This is a genomic window from Actinomadura sp. 6K520 (genome assembly GCF_004349245.1).
Taxonomy (GTDB): Bacteria; Actinomycetota; Actinomycetes; order Streptosporangiales; family Streptosporangiaceae; genus Spirillospora.
Genome location: NZ_SMLC01000134.1, coordinates 1 through 20,254 on the forward strand (window position 1 = coordinate 1; position 20,254 = coordinate 20,254).

Here is a 20,254-nt window from a genome sequence, read left to right on the forward strand (position 1 = left end):
GTGCGGGGTGGGTCGCTGGCTGGGACGGGGGTTGATGAGACTGGAGTCTCATGTTAGAACGTGTTCTAGATCTGTGGCCAAGCAAGCGCTCAGTTTCAGGGTCTCGTGGCCTCCGAGTTCCCGCCCCGGACGAAGGGTCTTCCGCATGGCACTTGAGACGTCCATCGCCTCGGCCACCCGGCCGTTCCGCGCACCCGAGATCGACATCATCGACCCCGGCGTCTACGAGCGCGGGGGGATCCCGCACCAGCAGTTCGCCTGGCTGCGCGACAACGACCCCGTCCACTGGCACCAGGACCCCAACGACGGCGTGCCGGGGTTCTGGGCGGTGACGCGGCACGAGGACGTCGTGCAGGTCTCGCGCCGCGCCGATCCGTACTCGTCCCGCGAGCGGACGGCGATGTTCGAGGAGTTCACCGACGACGACATCGCCCTGTACGGGCAGATGATGCTGTTCCAGGACCCGCCGGACCACACCCGGCTGCGGGCCATGGTGAACAAGGGGTTCACCCCGCGCATGATCGGCAGGTTGCAGGACCACATCCGGGAAATCTGCCACCGGCTCATAGACGAGGCGGCGCCTTTGGGCGAGTGTGACTTCGTGGAGTACTTCGCCGCGCCGCTGCCGCTCTACACGATCTGCGAGCTGCTCGGCGCGCCGCTGGAGGACCGGAAGAAGATCTTCCACTGGTCCAACAAGCTGGTGGCGTTCAACGACCCCGACTACATCGGGGACCGGACGGAGTCGCAGCTGTGCGCGGCCGAGTTCGCCGGCTGGGCCGGGAAGCTGGCGCGCAGCCGGGAGTCGACGCCGCGCGACGACATCGTGACCAAGCTGCTCACCCCGGACGCGGACGGCTCCCGCATCACCGACGAGGAGTTCCAGCTCTTCGTGATCATGCTGTCGATCGCCGGGAACGAGACGACGCGGACGGCGACGGCGGGCGGCATGCAGGCGTTCTTCGAGCGTCCCGACCAGTGGGAGCGGCTCCAGGCGGACCGGAGCCTGCTGCCCACCGCGGTGGAGGAGATCGTCCGCTGGGTGAGCCCGATCAACCAGTTCCGCCGGACCGCCCTCACCGACGTCGAGCTGGGCGGCAAGCAGATCAGGGCGGGCGACAAGGTCGTGCTGTTCTACGGGTCCGCCAACCGGGACGAGCGGGTGTTCGACGACCCGTTCGAGTTCGATGTGGGCCGCGACCCCAACCCGCACATCGGGTTCGGGGGCGGCGGGCCGCACTTCTGCCTGGGCACCCATCTGGCCAGGATGAACCTGAAGATCATCTTCGAGACGATCCTGGACCGGATGCCCGATATCCGGCCGGCCGGCGAGCCCCGCCGGCTCCGGTCGAACTTCGTGAACGGGCTGAAGGAGCTGCCGGTGCGCTTCACCCCGTCCTGACCCGAGGAGGTACCCGTGAGCGTCACCCCCGACATCGAGCTGGTCGACCCCGGTCCCTACGAGCACGGAGGCGTCCCGCACGGGCAGTTCGCGTGGCTGCGCGAGCACGACCCGGTGCACCGCCACCACGGCGACCCGGACCGGGGGTACCCGCCGTTCTGGGCGGTGACGCGGCACGAGGACGTGGTGCACGTGTCGCGGCACCCCGAGCTGTTCTCCTCGTGGCGGCGGCTGGCGCTGTTCGAGGAACCGGAGGAGGAGGCCCTCCTCCTGCAGCGGATGATGATGCTCAACCAGGACCCGCCCGAGCACTCGCGGAAGCGGAGCATCGTCAACCGGGGCTTCACCCCGCGCGCCATCGCCGTGCTGGAGGAGCACGTCCGGGAGATCTGCCGGAACCTGGTGACCGAGACGCTCGAACGGGGAGCGGAGGCCGACTTCGTCCGGGACCTGGCGGCCCCGCTCCCGCTGTACGTGATCTGCGAGCTGCTCGGCGCCCCGCCGGAGGACCGGGAGAAGATCTTCCACTGGTCCAACACGCTGATCGGCGGGGACGACCCGGATTTCCAGCGGACGCCGGAGGAGGGCCAGGCCGCCGCGACCGAGCTGTACGCGTACGCGAACGTCCTGGCCGCCGACCGGCGCGAGAACCCCCGCGAGGACATCGTCACCAGGCTGCTCCAGCCGGACGCCGACGGGCAGGTGCTGAGCGGCGACGAGTTCGAGCTGTTCGTGATGCTGCTGTCGGTCGCGGGCAACGAGACGACCCGCAACGCGGCAAGCGGCGGGATGCTGGCGCTGCTGGAGCATCCGGAGCAGTGGGAGCGGCTGAAGGCCGACCGCTCCCTCGTCCGGACGGCGGCGGACGAGATCGTCCGCTGGGTCACCCCGGTCAACCTGTTCAAGCGGACGGCCGCCAGGGACACCGAGCTCCGCGGCCGCAGGATCGCGGAGGGCGACAAGGTCGTGGTCTTCTACTCGTCCGCGAACCGCGACGAGGCGGTGTTCGCCGACCCGGACGCCTTCGACGTCGGCCGCGACCCCAACCCGCACCTGGGCTTCGGCGGCGGCGGCCCGCACTTCTGCCTCGGCTCGCACCTTGCCCGACTCGAGCTCAGTGTGCTCTTCGAAACACTTTTGGACGCGGTGCCCAATATTGAACTCAACGGTAACGTTCGGAGGCTAAGGTCTAGTTTCATCAACGGCATCAAGGAGATGCCGGTACGCGTGCGGCCGGCGTCGCCCTGAGTGGCGGGTACCGACTGACGGGAGTGGTGCGTGGGCAGGGGATGGCGTGGGTGAGGCAGGCGAGCCGGGCGGTGCGTCCAGCCCGGACGGTCCGTTGCGGGTCGCCCTGCTCTCGTACCGGAGCAAACCGCACTGCGGCGGGCAAGGCGTCTACCTCCGGCATCTGACCCGGGAACTGGCCGATCTCGGGCACCGGGTCGAGGTGCTCTCCGGCCAGCCCTATCCGGAGCTGGACCGTGCGGAGATCACTCTCACGAAGATCCCCAGCCTGGACCTGTACCGGGACGAGGACCCGTTCCGCATCCCCGCCCTCGGCGAGTTCCGGGACTGGGTGGACGTCCTGGAGTTCGCGCACATGAAGACCGGCGGCTTCCCCGAGCCGCTGACCTTCAGCCTCCGCGCGCTGCGGCTGCTGAGGCGGCGCCGCCGCGACTTCGACATCGTGCACGACAACCAGGTCCTCGGCCTCGGCAACCTCGGCATCGCCCGGCTCGGGCTGCCGCTGGTCACGAGCATCCACCACCCGATCAGCGTCGACCGGCGGATCGAACTGGAGGCGGCGCGCGGCATCAAGCAGAAGCTCGGCAAGCGCCGCTGGTACGGGTTCGTGTCCATGCAGGCGCAGGTGTCGCGGCGGATCGGCCCGGTGCTGACGGTCTCCGACTCGTCCAAGGTCGACATCGTCAAGGACTTCGGGGTCGACCCGCGCGACATCGACATCCTGCCGCTCGGCGTCGACACGCGGATCTTCCACCCGCGCGGCGCGCGCGTCCCCGGCCGCATCGTCGCGATGGCCAGCGCGGACGCGCCGATCAAGGGCGTGGACGTGCTGCTGCGCGCCGTCGCCAAGCTCGCCACCGAGCGCGACGTGCACGTCGTCGTCGTCTCCAAGCCGAAGAAGGACGGCCCGACCGACAAGCTCGTGCGGGACCTGGCCCTCGGCGACCGCGTCCGGTTCGTCAGCGGCATCAGCGACGACGAGCTGGGCGAGCTGCTCGCGTCCGCGGAGATCGCCGTCGTGCCGTCCCGCTACGAGGGCTTCTCGCTGCCGGCCGTGGAGCACATGGCGTCCGGGACGCCGCTGGTCGCCAGCCGCGCCGGCGCGCTGCCCGAGGTGGTCGGCGACGGCGGCGTCCTCGTCCAGCCCGGGGACGTGGAGGAGCTCGCGGCGACGCTGCACCGGCTGCACGACTCCGCCGCGGAGCGCGCCCGCGTCGGCGCGGCGGGCCTGGCCCGCGTCCAGGAGCGTTTCGCGTGGCCGGCCGTGGCGAAGGCCACGGTCGAGCACTACCGCGCCGCCATCACCCAGCAGAACTACCTGCGGCTCGCCGCGGGCAAGGGCAAGGGCTGAGAGACGTCCCTCCGGGCGTTTCCCTGTACGAAAGGAGCACGACCCTGCTGACCGTGGATTTCCAGCGGTTCCGCGTCACCCCCGGAGACCGCGTCCTCGACATGGGATGCGGCGCCGGACGGCACGCCTTCGAGCTGTACCGCCGGGGTGCGCACGTCGTGGCCTTCGACCAGGACGCCGAGGAGCTGTCCGGGGTCGAGAAGATGTTCGGGGCCATGCGCCTCGACGGCGACGTGCCCGAGGACGCGACCGCAGAGACCGTGCAGGGTGACGCGCTCGACCTGCCGTTCCCCGACGACCACTTCGACGCGATCATCGCGTCGGAGGTGCTGGAGCACATCCCCGACGACATGCGGGCGATGCGGGAGCTGCTGCGCGTCCTGCGGCCCGGCGGGAAGCTCGCCGTGACCGTGCCGAGCTGGCTGCCCGAGCGGGTCTGCTGGGCGCTGTCGGAGGACTACCACACCGCGCCCGGCGGGCACGTGCGGATCTACACGCGCGCCGAGCTGGAGGCCAAGCTGAAGTCGGTCGGCTTCAGGGTCGGCGGCCACCACCACGCGCACGGCCTGCACGCGCCGTACTGGTGGATCAAGTGCGCGGTCGGGGTGAACAACGACGGCAACCCGCTCGCCAGGGGCTACCACCAGATCCTGGTGTGGGACATCATGAAGCGGCCGCTCGCGACCCGGCTGGCCGAGCGCGCGCTGAACCCGCTGATCGGCAAGAGCGTGGTCGTCTACCTGGGCAAGCCCGCGGCGCCCGGCACGCCCGCGGCCCCGGCCAAGGAGACCGCGGATGCGGTCTGAGACGGGCCCGCCCTCGGTGCCCGGGGTGCTGTCCGCGGACGACGTCCTCGCGACCGCCCGCAGCATCGCCGCGCAGCAGGAGGCGTCCGGCGCGATCCCCTGGTTCTCGCCGACGGGCGGCGTCCCCGGCCACGTGGACGCCTGGAACCACGTCGAGGCCGCGATGGCGCTGACCGTCGCCGGGCTCGGCGCGGAGGCCAGGCGGGCGTACGAGTGGCTGCGCGACGTCCAGCGGCCGGACGGGTCGTGGCCCGCCAAGTGGGTGCTCGGCGAGGTCACCGAGCCGGGCGGCGAGTCCAACCACGCCGCCTACCTCGCGGTGGGCGTGTGGCACGAGCTGCTGATGACCGGGGACGAGGACTTCGCGCGGCGGATGTGGCCCGCGGTGCGGCGGGCGGTGGAGTTCACGCTCGGCCTGCAGACCCGGCGCGGGGAGATCATCTGGTTGCGGCACGAGAGCGGCGCGGCGTCCGACCACGCGCTGCTGACCGGCTGCTCGTCGATCCACCAGTCGCTGCGGTGCGCGGTCGCGCTCGCCGAGCACCTGGGCGAGCACGAGCCGGAGTGGGAGCTGGCCGCCGACCAGCTCGGGCACGTGGTGGCCGCGCACCCGGAGGCGTTCGCCGACAAGAGCCGCTGGTCGATGGACTGGTACTACCCGGTGCTGGGCGGTCCCGTCCGCGGCGAGGACGCGGCGCGCCGCTTCGACGAGGGCTGGGACACGTTCGTCGTGCCCGGCCTCGGCTGCCGGTGCGTGTCCGACCAGCCGTGGGTGACGGCGGCGGAGACGTGCGAGCTGGTGCTGGCGCTGGACGCCGCGGGCGACCGCGACCGGGCGCTGGAGCTGTTCGCGACCATCCAGCATCTGCGGCACGAGGACGGCTCGTACTGGACGGGCTGGCAGTTCGAGAACCGCCGGCACTTCCCCGGGGACCGCTCCACCTACACGGCCGCCGCGGTGATCCTGGCGGCGGACGCGCTGGCGGACGCCACCCCGGGCGCCCGGCTGTTCAAGGAGGTCGCGGGACGCCCCCTGGGACCGTCCGAGGCGTCCGACCCGCTCGCGTGCGGCTGCGCCCTCGTTTCGGTCGCCAACCCGATGCGCACCAACCTCTGATCGCCTCTTGCGTCGACTTGCGGCGCGTTGTTGTCATGGCAGGCCGGATGACAACGACACGCCACAGGTCAACGCAGCGGGTCCGCGTCGGTGACCCGTTCCAGGATGCGCAGGGAGCCTTCGGCGCGGCGTTCCTCGAACGCGCGGCTCTCCAGTGCCCGCAGGTACAGGTGGTACGGGGCCTGGCCGCCGTCCTTGGGGTCGGGGAAGACGTCGTGTATCGCTAGCGCTCCGCCGACGGCGACGTGCGGCGCCCAGCCTTCGTAGTCGCCTTGCGCGTGCTCCTCGGCGTGGCCGCCGTCGATGAACAGCATCGCCAGCGGGGTCCGCCAGAGGGCCGACACTGTGCGGGACTGCCCGACGATGGCGACGACCTCGTCCTCAAGCCCCGCGTACGCGATCGTCTTCCGGAACGTGGGGAGCGTGTCCATCCGCCCCGTGCTCGGGTCTACGAGGGACGGGTCGTGGTGCTCCCAGCCGGCCTGGTTCTCCTCCGAGCCGTGGTGGTGGTCCACGGTGACCACGATCGTGCCTGCCGCCTTGGCCGCGGCCCCCAGGTAGACGGCGGACTTGCCGCAGTAGGTGCCCACCTCCAGCAGCGGGCCCGTGGCGGCCAGCCGCCTCCCGTAGTCGAGGGCGGTCTCGTACAGCGCGAGGCCCTCGCCGTCCGGCATGAAGCCCTTCGCGTTGCGCGCGGCCCGCAGCATGTCCGCGGGTATCGCGAGGGCCGTCCGGCCGGTCGTGTCCGGGCCGGCGGACGCCTTGCCATCAGTCATCGATCTCCTCCGTCCGCGCACCTTATCCGAGATCGTCCACAATGAGACGGGAGCTTGCTCCCACAGACTGGAACGTGTTCTACTTTCGGGGTGGGTGCGGCAACCCGAACCACGTTCGGTAAGTTGGCGTGAACGCCCGCGTTGGAACGGAGAAGGCCATGCGAGTACGAGTCGATCCTCTGGTGTGCGAGGCGAACGCCGTCTGCGTCGGGCTCGCCCCCGAGGTCTTCGATCTCAACGACGACGACGAGCTGCTGATCCTCAAGCCCGACGTCCCGGCGGAGGAGCAGGACCGCGTCCGCCACGCGGTCCGGTCGTGCCCGAAGGCCGCGCTGACTCTGGAGGAGTAGCCCATGGCACGCGCCGCGGTACTGCATGCGGTCGGCGACGAGGAACTCGATCTTCGTGACGACGTCTCGGCGATCGACCCGGGTCCCGGTCAGGTGAAGGTCAGGATCAGGGCGACGGGAGTCTGCCACTCCGACCTGTCCACCATGAGCGGCGTCCTGCCGACCGCGGCGCCCACCGTCATGGGCCACGAGGGCGCGGGGATCGTCGCGGACGTCGGCGAGGGCGTCACGGGCATCGCGCCCGGCGACCACGTCGTCGTCAACTGGACGCCCGACTGCGGCGAGTGCGCCGACTGCCTGCGCGGCCAGCCGTACCTGTGCATGACGTTCCTGGCGCAGTCGTTCAGCGAGCCCGGCTTCCGGTTCGGTGACGGCACCCCCGCGTTCGGCATGGCGGGCACCGGCACGTGGGCCGAGGAGGTCGTCCTCCCCCGCCGCGGCGTCGTCAAGGTGGCCGAGGACGTCCCGTTCGAGTACGCGGCACTGCTCGGCTGCGGCATCCCCACCGGCGTCGGCGCGGTGTTCAACACCGCACGGGTGACGCCCGGCTCGACGGTCGCGGTGGTCGGCGCCGGCGGCGTCGGCCTCTCGGTGATCCAGGGCGCCCGGATCGCCGGGGCGTCCACCATCGTGGCGATCGACCCGAACGAGGCCAAGCACCCCGCCGCCAAGCGGTTCGGCGCCACGCACACCGCGGCGCCGGACGACCTGGAGGAGACCAAGGCGCTGCTCACCGGCGGCGCCGGGTTCGACTACGCCTTCGAGGTGGTCGGCAGGTCCGCCGCGATCGGCACGGCGTGGAACGCCGCCCGGCGCGGCGGCGACGTCATCGTGGTCGGCGCGGGCGCCGCCGACGACGAGTGGCGCCAGAACGCGTTCGCGCTGCTGTTCGACGGCAAGAGCCTCAAGCCGTCCCTGTACGGCGGCTGCGACCTCAAGCGCGACATCCCGCTGTTCGTCGATCTGTGGCGCGCCGGGAAGCTCGATCTCGACGGCCTCATCAGCCGCCGGATCGGTTTCGGCGAGCTCAACGACGCCGTCCGCGCGCTGACCGACGGAGACGTCATCCGGCAGGTCGTCCTGTTCGACTAGGGTCCCGGCCAGGCCCCGCCCGGCGGGCGGCACGCCGCGCTCCGCCGCACGCGTATCATCCTTGTCGTCCGGTCGGAAACTCCCTAACGATCATGGAGCGCGGGTGGTGCACGGTCTCCGGAGGGCCCTGGCCGCGGCCGTCCTCCTCGCCCCGCTGGCCGCGCCCCCCGCGGCGCACGCGGCGGCGCCCGCCGTCCGGATCCGGGACGTCCAGGGCGCCGCGCACATCTCCCCGCTGAACGGTTCCAGGGTCGCCCGGGTCCCCGGTGTCGTGACCGCGCTGACCGGCAACGGGTTCTGGATGCAGGACCCGCGGCCCGACCGCGGCCACGCCACGTCCGAGGGCGTGTTCGTCTTCACCCGGACGCGGCCGGAGGTGGCGGTCGGCGACGCCGTCCGGGTGGCCGGGAAGGTCGCCGAGTACCGTCCCGGCGGCGCCTCGTCCACCGGCCTCACCCGCACCGAGATCGGCGCGACCGAGACCACCGTCGAGTCGCGCGGCAACCCGCTGCCGCCGCCGGTCGTGGTCGGCCCCGGGGGCCGCCGCCCGCCGGCGCGGGTGATCGACCGCCGGAGCGGCAACGTGGAGCGGGGCGGCGGGTTCGATCCCCGGCGCGACGGCATCGACTTCTACGAGTCCCTCGAAGGGATGCGGATCGAGATCCGCGACGCCGTCGCGGTCGGCCCGTCCCGGCACGGTGAGGTCCCCGTGCTCGCCGCCGAGGGCGCCGGTGCCGGACCGCGGACGAAGCGCGGCGGCATCCTGTTCCGGGACGGCAGCCGGTTCGGCGGCGGCGACGCCAACCCCGAGCGGATCATCCTCGACGACGCCCTCGTCCCGCTGCCGGGCATGCACGTCGGCGACCGGCTCCCCGGCGCGAACCACGGGGTGCTCGACTACGGGTTCGGCGACTACCACCTGCTGCTCACCGCGCCGCCACGCCGCGAACCCGGCGGGCTGCCCCGCGAGACCACCCGCCCGCAGCGGACCGGCGAACTCGCCGTCGCCACCGCCCGGCTGGACGGCCTGCACCCCGGCTCGCCGCCCGCGCGGTTCGCCGCCCTCGCCGCCGACATCGTCACGGGCCTGCGCTCCCCCGACCTCATCGCGGTCACCGAGCTCGGCGACAACAGCGGCCCCGACGACGACGGCATCGTCGCCGCCGACCAGACCGTCGCGCAGCTCGTCACCGCGATCAGCATGGCGGGCGGGCCCGCCTACGACTGGCGGTCGGTGGCGCCGCGCGACAACGCCGACGGCGGCGCGGAGGGCGACAACCGGCGGACGGGGTTCCTGTTCCGCGCCGACCGGGGGCTCGCGTTCGTCGACCGTCCCGATCTCACCGATCCGCTCCCGGACGGGCCGCCCGAGGGCCCCGACCCGGCCGTGACGCCCGTCCGGGCCGTGCGGCGCGGCGGGACGGCCGGGCTGTCGCTGAGCCCCGGCCGGATCACGCCCGGCCACGCCGCGTGGTCCGGCACCCGCAAGCCCGTCGCCGGGGAGCTCACCTGGCAGGGCCGGCGCCTCATCGTGATCGCGAACCAGTGGTTCCCGCGGACGGCCGACGACGAGCCGCTGTTCGGCCGGAACCAGCCGCCGGAGCGGCCCAGCCGGTGGCGCCGCGACGCCCAGGCCCGCGTGGTGGCCGACTTCGTGCGGTCGGTCCGGAAGGTGGACGCGAACGCCCGCGTCATCGTCGCGGGCGAGCTCAACGACGGCGAGGACTCCATTCCGGTCAACACCCTCGTCGCGCGCACCGGCCTCACCGACCTCCCGGCGCGCCTGCCCGCGGCCGACCGGTACACGGCGGTGTCCGGCGGGAACTCCGAGGTCCTCGACCACATCCTGCTGAGCCCGTCCCTGCGGCGGCACAGGCACGAGTTCGACGTGGTGCACCGCACCGCCGAGTTCGCCGGCCGCGACGACGGCCGCGATCCCACGATCGTCCGCATCGCCATGCCCGGGAAGTGACACCCGCCCAATTTGGGCGGTGCCAAAAATATCGTCAGCGGACGACCCGAATACCGCCGGTGTTTTTCTTCGCCCCTGTGGGGGACCGGTCGATCGTCAGACCCCCACCCGTGAGGAGACGCCTTACATGGCGACCCGATACCGGCCCACCATCAGTCTGCTCGGCCTCATCTACATCATCATCGGCATATTCATCGCCTGGGACCGCGGCTACATCGACGAGAGCCTGCTCCGCCGCGTCGTCAGCGCGTTGCTGGCCATATTCCTCTGGGTCCTGGTCCTGCTGGGCGTCGACCTCCACATCGACGTCTGACCCCCGGTCCGGGCCGCGGGCCGTCCCGAGCCCCCGCCAAGGGACGGCCCGTGTCCTCCACGACAGATGCACCTCGCGCCCGCGGTCATGGACCGCGCGGCGCGGCGGGGTTACGTTCCGCCCATGACGACGAAGAACTGCAGTTGCGGACATGGCGGCGGATGCTCGTGCCCGAAGGGCTGCTCCTGCGGCTGCAACGGCTGACGCCCCCTACTCCGGCACCGGGGCCTTCCACAGGAGGGGGGTTTCGGTGTGCGCGTCGGCGGTGACGCCGGTGGCCAGCACGGACGAACCCGCCGTGGTCAGGGCGGTGAGCCGCTGCTCACCCGCACCCGCCAGGCCGGGGACCCGGAGGCGGTGCCACGTGACGCCGTCCGCGGACGTCAGGACCGCCGCGTCGTGGCGGGACGTGCTCGCGGCCACGACGAACCCGCCGGGCGTCGCCGTGATCGCGGTGGCGTTGAGGTCGCCGCCGAGGCCGTGCGCGGCCCAGGTCGCGCCGCCGTCGGCGGAGACCAGCGGAGCGCCGTCCGTGCCGGTCGCCACCAGGACGTCGCCGTGGGCGGCGACGCCGGTGAGCGGCCCGCTGGCGAGACCGCCCGGCAGCTCGGCGGCCGTCCACTTCGCGCCGTCGGGGGACGTCCACACGGCCGGTGCCCGCCCCTTGCCGCCGACCGCCACGTACTTCCCGGCGGTGACCGTCACCTCGGCCGGGGCGCCGTCGACATCGGTGCGCCGCCAGGACCCGAGGTCGGCCGAACGCCAGATCGCGCCCGTCGCCACCGCCACGTAGCCGGCGGGGCCGGCCGCGGCGGCCACGGGCGGCGGGCCGGCGGGGAACGCGGCCTTCTCCCAGGCGACCCCGTCCTGCGACGTCATCGCCAGGGGGCCCGGGGAGCCGCCGGATGTGCGGCCCACCGCGAGCCATCCCGCGGCGCCCTCGACGACGTCCGAGAGCGATCCGCCGGCGCCGGGGAACCGTGCGCGCTGCCACGCGTGGCCGTCCGGGGAAGTCCAGATCGCCGCCGCGCCGTTGCTGCTGCCCACCGCGACCGAGCGGCCCGGTGTCCCCGCGAGGGACCGGACGGCGCGTTCCGGGCGCACCGCCCCCGGCACGGTGCGCAGGTCCACGCCGTGCAGGTAGGCGTCGTCACCCTCGCTCCCGGCGATCGCGACCGCGCCGCCCGAGGCGACCGTCAGCCCGCTGCTCTCCACGGGCCCGGCCACGGTGCCGTCCGCCTTCCAGGTGCGCCCGTCGTCGGTGCGCAGGATCCGGTACGCGCCCTCCGCGCCCTGCACGAGGACCGCCAGGCCGTGCGGCGTCCCGCCGAACCGCTCGATGCCCGCCCCTCCGAACCGGCTCACGGCCCGCCATTCCCGGCCGTCCGCCGAGGTGAACAGGAGCCCGAACCGCGTCGTCCTGCGCTTGTTCCCCCGGCCGGACGTGTGCCTGCCCTCCCGGACGGTCGCGAACCCGCCGGGGCCGAAGGTGAGGCCCTTCGTCGGCCCGTAGGAGCCGTGCCCCTGCGGGATGTTCACGCGGGCCCACGTCCGCCCGCCGTCCGTGGACCGCCACACGCCGTGGCTCGGGACGGTGCGCGTGACCTTCCGCCGGCCCCGCTTCACGGTGATCTTCCGCGGATAGGTGCCGTGGCCCACGAGGACGCTCCCGGACGACGCCACGCGGTCGAAGCCGGTGATCCCCTCGATGCCCTCGATGCGCTGCCATCTGCTCCCGTCCGGGGAGATCCAGGCGACGGCGCGGCCGTCCGCGCCGCCCACGGCCGCGAACCCGGTCGCGGTGCGGGCGACGCCGCGCACGTCGTCGGACGGCTTGAACACGGCGCCGAGATCGTGCCTGGTCCAGGTCTGCGCGTTCTCGCTCGTCCACGCCACCGTGCCGCCGCCGGACGAGCGGCCGAGCGCCACCCACCCGCGGTCTCCGGCGGTGACCATGTCCGGGCTGTCGCCGGCCGGTGCCATCGACCCGTCGGCGGTGCGGAGCCGCGCCAGCGACCACGTCCGCCCGGCGTCGACGGAGAAGAGGAACCGGCTCCGCTCCCGCCCCGGGACACCGTCGCCCTCGGTGCCCACGGCGACGAGCGTTCCGCCCGCGGAGGTGACGGCGGCGAGGTCCTGGACGAGCCCGTCGGTCTCGGCGGCCGGGTCGGGCGCGAACAGCGCGTCCGCCGCCACCGGCCCCGGGACGCCCGGCCCGTCCGATTCGCTCTCCCCCTGCGTCACCGTGAAGATCGCACCGCCCGCGACCACCACGAGCCCGGTCGCGACCGCCAGCCGCGAGCGCAGCGCCCGCGGCGCCGGCCCCTTCCGCGCCGCCGCCAGCCCCGGCCCGGCCACCAGCACGTCCGCGGGGTCGGGCGCGGCCTTCCTGCCCGCCTTCTTCTTCCCGGCGGCCTTCCCGCCCGCGGGCTTGGAGGCGGGCTTCTCGGACGCGGGCTTCTTGGAGGCGGGCTTCTTCCCGGCGGGCTTCTTCGAGGCGGGCTTGTCGGACGCGGCCTCGTCGGGCCGGGTCTCCGCGGCGGCGGGCTCCGCGGGGGGCGGCTCCGCCGCCTCTCGCGTGCGCCGCTCGCGAGGCGGGGCGCCGTGCCCCCACTTCAGCCCGGCGGCGCGCCACGCCTCGTACGCGCGCTGCCAGGGCGACAGCGTGGCCGGCATGTCGGCGAGATCACCGGCCACGCCGAACGTCAGCCGCCGGCGGACCTGGCGGGAGCCGCCCGCCTCCTGCTCGGCCGTCCGCCGGGCCTCGTCCTGCTCCGGGGTCCTCGCCGTCACACGCGCTCCTTCACGGTCCTGTCGGACCACCATCAAATCGCGCCACGCCACCGTCTGTACGGACATCCGCGTGAACGGCGGCCGATGGGCCGCGGGAGCGTTCTATCACTTCAGGAGCGTCGTAGCCGATCTTTCGCTTCGATCGTTCCCTTGTAGGCATAACCCCGGATATGTACGACAGGTGCCCCCGCGGGCGGGACCCCGTGGACCTCGGCGGAGACCCCCACACCGTCCGTCTCCACGCGGACACCCGGGGGCACGATGATCTCCACCGCGGACTTGTAGGCCAGCACCCGCAGCGCGGTGACGGACCCCTCCAGTTCGGCGGCGCGCAGGTCGAGCAGCGCCGTGCCCTTGTAGACGACGGTGGTGAACCGTTCGGGCAGCCGCCAGCGCCCGGCGCGCGTGACCGAGTTCTTGTAGGCGACCTGGAAGCGTCCCGCCGGACCGGCGCACTCCGCATCCGCCCGGCCCGATCCGGTGGGCAGGTCGGCGGCCACGGCCCCGAGTTCGGTGTGGGTGCGCGCCGCGAGCGTCAGGTCGATGCGCTCGTCGAGTTCGGCCTCGGTCAGGCGGCCTTCGGCGAAGGCTTCGTGCAGCCGGACGAGCATCTCGTCACGGTCACGGTCCGAGGCGCGCAGCGCGGGAACGGTCAGGGGTTGCTGCTCGACGCTCATCGCATCTCTCCTTCGGGGCGGTCCGCCTCCGCAGGGTCGTCCCTCCACCTGGGGGAGGGTCAAGGGCAAGACGAGATGTATCTTAACCCGTCTCCCCTCGGCTTTCGAGACATTGACCGCATCCCGACGCGCGATCATGCCTGCCGCGCCGCCGGAGGTCCGTCCGCTAGATTCGGATAAGCCGAGGTGAAGGGGGATGTTCCATGGGCGCGACGCTCGGCCGCGCGCACGGTCCGTACACGCTGTACGACCTGGACGCGCTGCCCGAGGAGGGCCGCCGCTACGAACTGGCCGACGGCTGGCTCCACGAACTGCCGGGCGATCTGTGGCACGACCACGCGGCCGACCAGCTCAAGGCCGTCCTCAAGGAGGCGGCCCGCCAGGCGGACGCCGACGTCCATGTCGCCGGCGCCCCGCAGGACGTCACCACCCCCGCGGGCGTCCGCAAGCCGGACGTCTTCGCCGTGAGCCGCGACGTCGCCCGCGCCGCCCTGGAACGGCAGACCCGCACCTACTACGGCCCGGACCTCCTCCTCGTCGCCGAGGTCGTCACGCCCCGCACCGTCAACGAGCAGATCGACCGCGTCCGCAAGGTGGCGGAGTACGCCGTGACCGGCATCCCCCACTACTGGCTGATCGATCTGGAGCCCCGGCCGACGATCACCATGCTGGAACTGCGGGACGGCCACTACGAGGTGGCCGCGAAGGCCCGCTCCGGCGAGACCATCACCCTGCGACGCCCCTACCCCATCTCCTTCGACCCGGCCCGCCTCTCCGAAATGGACTAGGGAGGCCCACTACGCTCGCCGGCGGCTTGCGCGTCGGCTGAGGGTGCGTCCCGGCACCTCCTAAGCTCGGGGTGTGCTGCTGCTGACGACCCTTGATTCCTGGCGGGCCCAGCCCGGTCCGCGGTTCGTTCTCGCTGAGGCGGGTGCGGTGTGGGCGCCCGATGACGATGCGGCCCTCGCCGTCGCCGACGACGTGTTCGAGGAAGGGCAGGTCGTGGCCGTGACGCTGGACCCGGCGCCGGGCGCGGTCCCGGGACGCGGGGTGATCGACCGGAGCACGGCGGCCCGCGTGCGGTACGCGCGGCGCGGGCCGGATGGACGCCATGTCGCGATCCTGGACCGTCCCGCGACCGCCGAGGCGCTCGATCTCCTCCCGCATCCCGAGGGCGGCTGGTACCGGGAGACGTGGCGGTCCGGCGTGACGTTCACACCGCCCGGTTATCCGGGCGAGCGGCACAGCGCCACCGGCATCTACTTCCTGCTGCCGCCCGGCGAGGAGTCGATGTGGCACGTCGTCCGGTCCGCCGAGGTGTGGCTGTGGCACCGGGGAGGCCCGCTGGCGCTCTACCTCGGCGGGGACGGCGAACGCCCGTCCGAGACGCAGGAGGCCGTCACGCTGGGCGCGGACGTGGCGGACGGCCAGGTCCCGCAGGCCGTCGTGCCCGCGGGCGTGTGGCAGGCCGCCCACCCGTCCGGCGACGAGGAGGTCCTCGTCAGCTGCGTGGTCTCCCCCGGCTTCGACTTCGCCGACTTCCGCGCCCTGCCGTGACCCCGCTCAGCGGGCGGGCTTGCGGCGGGGCCGCACCGCCTGCTCGGCCCAGAACGGCTCCATGACGCGGCCGATCGCCCGGGTGAGGACGCGTAGTTCGTCCTGCGACAGCGGGCCGAACACGTCCGCCCCGACCTGGTCGGCGAGGGCGCGGGCGCGGCGGTGCAGGTCGGCCCCGTCCTCGGTGATCCGGACGGAGTGGCGCCGCCGGTCCCGCGGGTCGCGGGTGCGCGCGCAGAGGCCGCGGGTCTCCAGGTCGTCCACCAGCCCGACCATCAGCGTGGGGTCGAGCAGCAGGTGGCCGGCCATCTCCTGCTGCGAGAGCGTGCCGGACGAGCTGAGCATCGCGAGCACGAGGAAATGCCGCACCCGGATGCCGAGGGGCCGCAGTTCCGCTTCGAGGCGCTGCTCCATCCACCAGCCGCACTTGGACAGTTGGAAGCCGGTCAGCGACGCGAGCCCCTCCGGCAGCCCGTCCCGCGTGGAGTCCATGCCCGGCAGCATATCCGTTCGATCATCCCTTGATTAGATCGTAGAAAAGTTCGATTATTGAGGCATGGCACCAACTTTGGGACTCTTCGCGGCCAACCTGCACGCGTGCGCCGAACCGGGCGCCGCGGCACGCGTCGCCGCGCTCGCCGAAGACCTCGGGTACGACTCGCTCTGGGTCGCCGACCATGTCGTCCTGCCCAGCCCGCGCGTCGAACCGTCGCCGCTTGACCCGGACGTCCCCGTCCTCGACCCCCTGATCGCCCTCGCCCACCTCGCGGCGCACACCGAACGGATCGCCCTCGGCACGGGGATCGTCGTCCTGCCGCAGCGCAACCCGCTGATCCTGGCCAAGCAGCTCGCCAGCGTCGATGTGCTCAGCAGGGGGCGGCTCATCTTCGGCACGGCCGTCGGATACCTGGAGCCGGAGTTGCGGGCGCTCGATGTCCCGCCAGAGGAGCGCGGCGCGCGCGCAGACGAGTATCTGGCGGCGATGCGGTCGCTCTGGTACGACGAGAAGCCGGCCTTCCACGGGCGCTACGCGGACTTCGAGGGTGTGGACGCCCACCCTCGTCCGGTGCAGCGGCCGGTTCCCGTCGTGACGGGAGGGCACAGCCCGGCCGCCCTGCGGAGGGCCGCCCGGTACGCGGACGGCTGGTACGGCTGGATGCTCGGACGCCGCGCCGCCGCCGAACTCATCCCGCGGCTGTCCGAGCAGACCGGGCGCGATCGTCCGCCACTGCACATCTCTGTCACCCCGCCCCGCGCGCCGGACGAGGAACACGTCAGGGCCTACGGCGAGATGGGCGTGGACCGGCTCATCATCATCCCGCCGCTCGGCGCCCCCCTCGCCGAGGTGGAGCGGTTCGTCGAACGCCACGCCCCGCGCGCGGTCGGGGCTCGGGTCGCCGGGTGAGGCAAGCGGCGCGCCGCCCCCGTGCGTGGCCTCACGGGGGCGGCGCGCCGCAGGTCAGTCGGAGGAGAACGCCGAGTCGAAGGAGGCCGTGGGCAACTCCATCGCGTTCAGGGCGCGGACGAACTCCAGGGCCTCGGGGGCTCCCTGGAGGCGGTCCATGGCGGCGTCCTCCCATTCGATCGAGATGGGGCCGGTGTAGCCGATCGAGTTCAGGGCGCGGAAGCAGTCCTCCCAGGGGACGTCGCCGCGGCCGGTGGAGATGAAGTCCCAGCCGCGCCGCAGGTCGGCCCACGGCAGGTGGGACGAGAGGCGCCCGCGGCGGCCGTCGCCGGTGCGGACCTTGGTGTCCTTGCAGTCGACGTGGTAGATGCGGTCGCGGAAGTCGAACAGGAAGCCGACCGGGTCGAGTTCCTGCCAGACGAAGTGGGACGGGTCGAAGTTGAGGCCGAAGGCGGGCCGGTGCTCGATCGCCTCCAGGGTCCGCACGGTCGTCCAGTAGTCGTAGGCGATCTCGCTGGGGTGGACCTCGTGCGCGAAGCGGACGCCGACCTCGTCGAACACGTCCAGGATGGGGTTCCACCGCTCGGCGAAGTCGGCGTAGCCGCGCTCGACCATCGACTCCGGGGTCGGCGGGAACATCGCGACCGTGTGCCAGATGGAGGAGCCGGTGAAGCCGACGACGGTGTCGACGCCGAGCCGCGCGGCGGCGCGGGCGGTGTCCTTGATCTCGGCGGCGGCCCGCTGCCGGATGCCCTCGGGCTCACCGTCGCCCCAGATCCGCTCGGGCAGGATCGCCTTGTGGCGCTCGTCGGGGTTGTCGCAGACGGCCTGGCCGACGAGGTGGTTGGAGATGGCCCAGACCTTGAGGTCGTGCTTGGCGAGCGTCTCCAGCTTGCGCGGGACGTAGCCGTCGTCGGCGACGGCCTTGTCGACCTCGAAGTGGTCGCCCCAGCAGGCGATCTCCAGGCCCTCGTAGCCCCAGCCGGACGCGAGCCGGCAGACCTCCTCGAACGGCAGGTCCGCCCACTGGCCGGTGAACAGGGTGATCGGTCGTGCCATGTCAGTCGTTCCCTTCGATGTCGACCCAGCGGCGGGACGCCGCGCTGTCGGCGACGGCGGCGAGGACGCGCTGGATCTGCAGGCCGTCGGCGAACGAGGGGCTCGGGTCGGTGCCGTCCGCGATCGCCGTGAGCAGGTCGGCCATCTGGTGGGTGAAGGTGTGCTCGTAGCCGAGTACGTGGCCGGGCGGCCACCACCGACCGGTGTAGGGGTGGTCGGGTTCGGTCACGACGATGCGCCGGAAACCGGCGGTCGCGCCGTCCTCGTCCCCGTCGTAGAACCACAGCTCGTTCAGCGACTCCAGGTCGAACGACAGGGCCCCGGACGAGCCGCTGACCTCGATGCGCAGCGCGTTCTTGCGCCCGGTGGCGACGCGGGTGGCCTCGAACGAGGCGAGCGCGCCGCGGTCGGTGCGGCCGATGAACAGGGCGGCGTCGTCCACGGTCACCGGTGCCGTGCCGCCGCCCGGTACGGGGCGCTCCGGGACGAAGGTCTCCAGCGTCGCCGAGACGCCGGTCAGCGTGTGCCCGGTGATGAACTGGGCGGTGTCCACGATGTGGGAGGCGATGTCGCCGAGCGCGCCCGACCCGGCCCTGTCCCGGTCCATCCGCCAGGAGAACGGCGCCTCCGGGTCGGCGAGCCAGTCCTGCAGGTACTGGGCGCGGATGTGCCGGACGGTCCCGATCCGCCCGTCGGCGACCAGCCGGCGCGCGAGCGTGACCGCGGGGACGCGCCGGTAGTTGAACCCGACCATCGACCGGACGCCGCGTTCCCGGGCGCGGCCGGCGGCCGCCACCATCGCCTCGGCCTCCGCGACGGTGTTGGCGAGGGGCTTCTCGCACAGGACGTGCTTGCCCGCGTCCAGCGCGGCGACCGCGATCTCCGCGTGGCCGTCGCCCGGCGTGCAGATGTCGATGAGCTGGACGTCGTCGCGGCGGAGCAACTCCTTCCAGTCGGTCTCCACCGACGCCCAGCCGAGCGTCGCGGCGGCGGCTCCGGCGCGCTCGGCGGAACGTCCGGCCAGCGCGGTCATGACCGGGGTCAGCGGCGGCCCGAAGAACGGCCCGACGCTGCGCCACGCCTGGGAGTGGGCGCGTCCCATGAACGCGTGCCCGACCATCCCGACTCCGACGGTCGTCATGTTCTGCTCACCTCTCTGTCTGGCCGGCGTGCCCGCCCCCGGGAGCGGGACGGGCGCGCCGGCGCCCCCGCGGCTCAGGACTCGAAGCCGAGCGGCATGTAGCGGTCCACGTTGTCCTTGGTGATCGTCTCGGACGCCAGCGTGATCGACTGCGGCACCTGCAGCTCGACCAGGTCGGCCATGCCCTTGCCCTGCGCGATCAGCCGGCCCAGCTTGATCGCGGACGCGGCCATCGTCGGCGAGTAGGTGACGGTCGCCTCCAGCACGCCGCCGGCCTTGATCTCGCGCATCGCGTTGGCGGACCCGGCGCCGCCGACCATGAAGAACTCGTCCCGCCCGGACTGCTTGATCGCGGCCAGCACGCCGACGCCCTGGTCGTCGTCGTGGTTCCAGACGGCGTCGATCTTCTTGTGCGCCTGGAGCAGGTTGGACGCGACCTGGTTGCCGGACTCGACGGTGAACTTGGCGTCCTGCTTGGCGGTGACGTCGAAGCCGTAGGACTTCAGCGCGTCCGCGAAGCCCTTGCTGCGGTCCTGCGTCAGCGGCAGCGTCGCGATGCCCTGGATCTCCACGATGACCGGGTCGGCGACGCCCTTGTCCTTGAGCTTCTTGCCGATGTAGTGGCCGGCGGAGACGCCCATGCCGTAGTTGTCGCCGCCGACCCACGTCCGGTACGACAGGTGGTCGGGGAAGACGCGGTCGAGGTTGACGACCGGGATGCCGGCGTCCATCGCCTTGCGGCCGACCTGGTTCAGCTGCTCGCCGTCGTTGGGCAGGATCACCAGCACATCGACCTTCGCCTGGATCAGCGACTCGACGGCGGAGATCTGCTGGTTGATGTCGTTGGTCGGCTCGACCGGCTTGAACGTCACGTCGGAGTACTTCTTCGCCTGCTCCTCGGCGTTCTTGGCGATCGCCGCGATCCAGCCGTGGTCCGCGGCGGGCGCGGAGAACCCGACGGTGACCTGCTTGCCCGCCTTGTCGTTGTCGCCGGCGAGCGTCCCGGCCTGCGGGGACGTGCCGGAGTCACCGTCCTCGGTGTTGCTGGTGCAGGCCGCGGCGAGACCGCCGGCGGCGATGGCTGCGCCGCCGAGCAGGAGGTTCCGGCGGCTTGGACGGGGGCCCTGCTGACGGGGGCTCTGTTCACGCATGACGTGCTCCTGGTTGAGGGGGTGGGGGTGAAGGGGGTCAGGTG

Annotated in this window: 19 protein-coding genes; 12 read left to right on the top strand and 7 right to left on the bottom strand. The window is 72.7% G+C overall.

The window, feature by feature from the left end; all coding sequences use genetic code 11:
• The first annotated feature begins 145 nt into the window (after window positions 1–145).
• The 5 genes from E1289_RS27560 to E1289_RS27580 are packed head-to-tail and all read left to right on the top strand — an operon-like array spanning window position 146 to window position 5,924.
• Window positions 146–1,402: a cytochrome P450 gene (locus E1289_RS27560; protein ID WP_131985221.1), complete on the top strand. Its 1,257-nt coding sequence runs from the start codon at window positions 146–148 to the stop codon at window positions 1,400–1,402.
• 15 nt (window positions 1,403–1,417) lie between these two features.
• On the top strand, window positions 1,418–2,650 hold the full coding sequence (locus E1289_RS27565; protein ID WP_131985223.1) for a cytochrome P450: 1,233 nt from the start codon (window positions 1,418–1,420) through the stop codon (window positions 2,648–2,650).
• 46 nt (window positions 2,651–2,696) lie between these two features.
• Window positions 2,697–4,001 carry a glycosyltransferase family 4 protein gene (locus E1289_RS27570; RefSeq protein WP_131985225.1) on the top strand — a complete coding sequence of 435 codons (1,305 nt, stop codon included), beginning with the start codon at window positions 2,697–2,699 and terminating at the stop codon, window positions 3,999–4,001.
• A 44-nt stretch (window positions 4,002–4,045) separates the two neighbouring features.
• Window positions 4,046–4,807 carry a class I SAM-dependent methyltransferase gene (locus E1289_RS27575; RefSeq protein WP_207929178.1) on the top strand — a complete coding sequence of 254 codons (762 nt, stop codon included), beginning with the start codon at window positions 4,046–4,048 and terminating at the stop codon, window positions 4,805–4,807.
• Window positions 4,797–5,924: a prenyltransferase gene (locus E1289_RS27580; protein ID WP_131985229.1), complete on the top strand. Its 1,128-nt coding sequence runs from the start codon at window positions 4,797–4,799 to the stop codon at window positions 5,922–5,924. The genes E1289_RS27575 and E1289_RS27580 overlap by 11 nt, the downstream gene beginning before the upstream one ends.
• A gap of 68 nt (window positions 5,925–5,992) precedes the next feature.
• Here E1289_RS27580 and E1289_RS27585 read toward each other — a convergent pair whose 3' ends face one another.
• On the bottom strand, window positions 5,993–6,700 hold the full coding sequence (locus E1289_RS27585; RefSeq protein ID WP_131985231.1) for a class I SAM-dependent methyltransferase: 708 nt from the start codon (window positions 6,698–6,700) through the stop codon (window positions 5,993–5,995).
• A 158-nt stretch (window positions 6,701–6,858) separates the two neighbouring features.
• Here E1289_RS27585 and E1289_RS27590 point away from each other — a divergent pair, with 158 nt between their 5' ends.
• The 4 genes from E1289_RS27590 (at window position 6,859) to E1289_RS27605 (ending at window position 10,427) form a co-directional block, all read left to right on the top strand.
• Entirely contained in the window at window positions 6,859–7,050 is a 192-nt protein-coding gene (locus E1289_RS27590; protein WP_131985233.1) for a ferredoxin, read from the top strand.
• Between the two features lie 3 nt (window positions 7,051–7,053).
• Window positions 7,054–8,142: a Zn-dependent alcohol dehydrogenase gene (locus tag E1289_RS27595; RefSeq protein WP_131985235.1), complete on the top strand. Its 1,089-nt coding sequence runs from the start codon at window positions 7,054–7,056 to the stop codon at window positions 8,140–8,142.
• 103 nt (window positions 8,143–8,245) lie between these two features.
• Window positions 8,246–10,114, top strand: a complete 1,869-nt coding sequence (locus tag E1289_RS27600; RefSeq protein ID WP_243713190.1) for an endonuclease/exonuclease/phosphatase family protein — start codon at window positions 8,246–8,248, stop codon at window positions 10,112–10,114.
• A 127-nt stretch (window positions 10,115–10,241) separates the two neighbouring features.
• Window positions 10,242–10,427 (top strand): hypothetical protein, encoded by a 186-nt coding sequence (locus tag E1289_RS27605; RefSeq protein ID WP_131985237.1) that lies wholly within the window; start codon window positions 10,242–10,244, stop codon window positions 10,425–10,427.
• A 210-nt stretch (window positions 10,428–10,637) separates the two neighbouring features.
• On the opposite strand, the gene E1289_RS27610 is transcribed toward E1289_RS27605, so the two are convergent.
• Both E1289_RS27610 and E1289_RS27615 read right to left on the bottom strand, forming a co-directional pair.
• The gene (locus E1289_RS27610) at window positions 10,638–13,220 is read right to left on the bottom strand and encodes a hypothetical protein (protein ID WP_131985239.1); all 2,583 of its coding nucleotides are present in this window, start codon (window positions 13,218–13,220) and stop codon (window positions 10,638–10,640) included.
• Window positions 13,221–13,330: 110 nt separating this feature from the next.
• Window positions 13,331–13,897: a DUF1707 domain-containing protein gene (locus E1289_RS27615; RefSeq protein ID WP_131985241.1), complete on the bottom strand. Its 567-nt coding sequence runs from the start codon at window positions 13,895–13,897 to the stop codon at window positions 13,331–13,333.
• 203 nt (window positions 13,898–14,100) lie between these two features.
• On the opposite strand from E1289_RS27615, the gene E1289_RS27620 reads away from it, so the two are divergent.
• Together E1289_RS27620 and E1289_RS27625 are read left to right on the top strand one after the other, a co-directional pair.
• Window positions 14,101–14,685: a Uma2 family endonuclease gene (locus tag E1289_RS27620; protein ID WP_131985243.1), complete on the top strand. Its 585-nt coding sequence runs from the start codon at window positions 14,101–14,103 to the stop codon at window positions 14,683–14,685.
• A gap of 73 nt (window positions 14,686–14,758) precedes the next feature.
• A complete protein-coding gene (locus E1289_RS27625) occupies window positions 14,759–15,454 on the top strand; it encodes a cupin domain-containing protein (RefSeq protein ID WP_243713191.1) in 696 nt (231 codons plus the stop codon).
• Window positions 15,455–15,460: 6 nt separating this feature from the next.
• On the opposite strand, the gene E1289_RS27630 is transcribed toward E1289_RS27625, so the two are convergent.
• Window positions 15,461–15,946 (bottom strand): MarR family transcriptional regulator, encoded by a 486-nt coding sequence (locus E1289_RS27630; RefSeq protein WP_165970635.1) that lies wholly within the window; start codon window positions 15,944–15,946, stop codon window positions 15,461–15,463.
• A gap of 64 nt (window positions 15,947–16,010) precedes the next feature.
• Between E1289_RS27630 and E1289_RS27635 the strand changes: the two genes are divergently transcribed.
• A complete protein-coding gene (locus E1289_RS27635) occupies window positions 16,011–16,859 on the top strand; it encodes a TIGR03619 family F420-dependent LLM class oxidoreductase (protein ID WP_131985247.1) in 849 nt (282 codons plus the stop codon).
• Between the two features lie 54 nt (window positions 16,860–16,913).
• Here the strand turns inward: E1289_RS27635 and E1289_RS27640 are convergent, their stop codons facing one another.
• The 3 genes from E1289_RS27640 to E1289_RS27650 form a co-directional block, all read right to left on the bottom strand.
• Window positions 16,914–17,918, bottom strand: a complete 1,005-nt coding sequence (locus tag E1289_RS27640) for a sugar phosphate isomerase/epimerase family protein (protein WP_131985249.1) — start codon at window positions 17,916–17,918, stop codon at window positions 16,914–16,916.
• A 1-nt stretch (window position 17,919) separates the two neighbouring features.
• Window positions 17,920–19,059: a Gfo/Idh/MocA family oxidoreductase gene (locus E1289_RS27645; protein ID WP_131985252.1), complete on the bottom strand. Its 1,140-nt coding sequence runs from the start codon at window positions 19,057–19,059 to the stop codon at window positions 17,920–17,922.
• 74 nt (window positions 19,060–19,133) lie between these two features.
• Window positions 19,134–20,210 carry an ABC transporter substrate-binding protein gene (locus tag E1289_RS27650; protein ID WP_131985254.1) on the bottom strand — a complete coding sequence of 359 codons (1,077 nt, stop codon included), beginning with the start codon at window positions 20,208–20,210 and terminating at the stop codon, window positions 19,134–19,136.
• Window positions 20,211–20,254 lie beyond the last annotated feature (44 nt).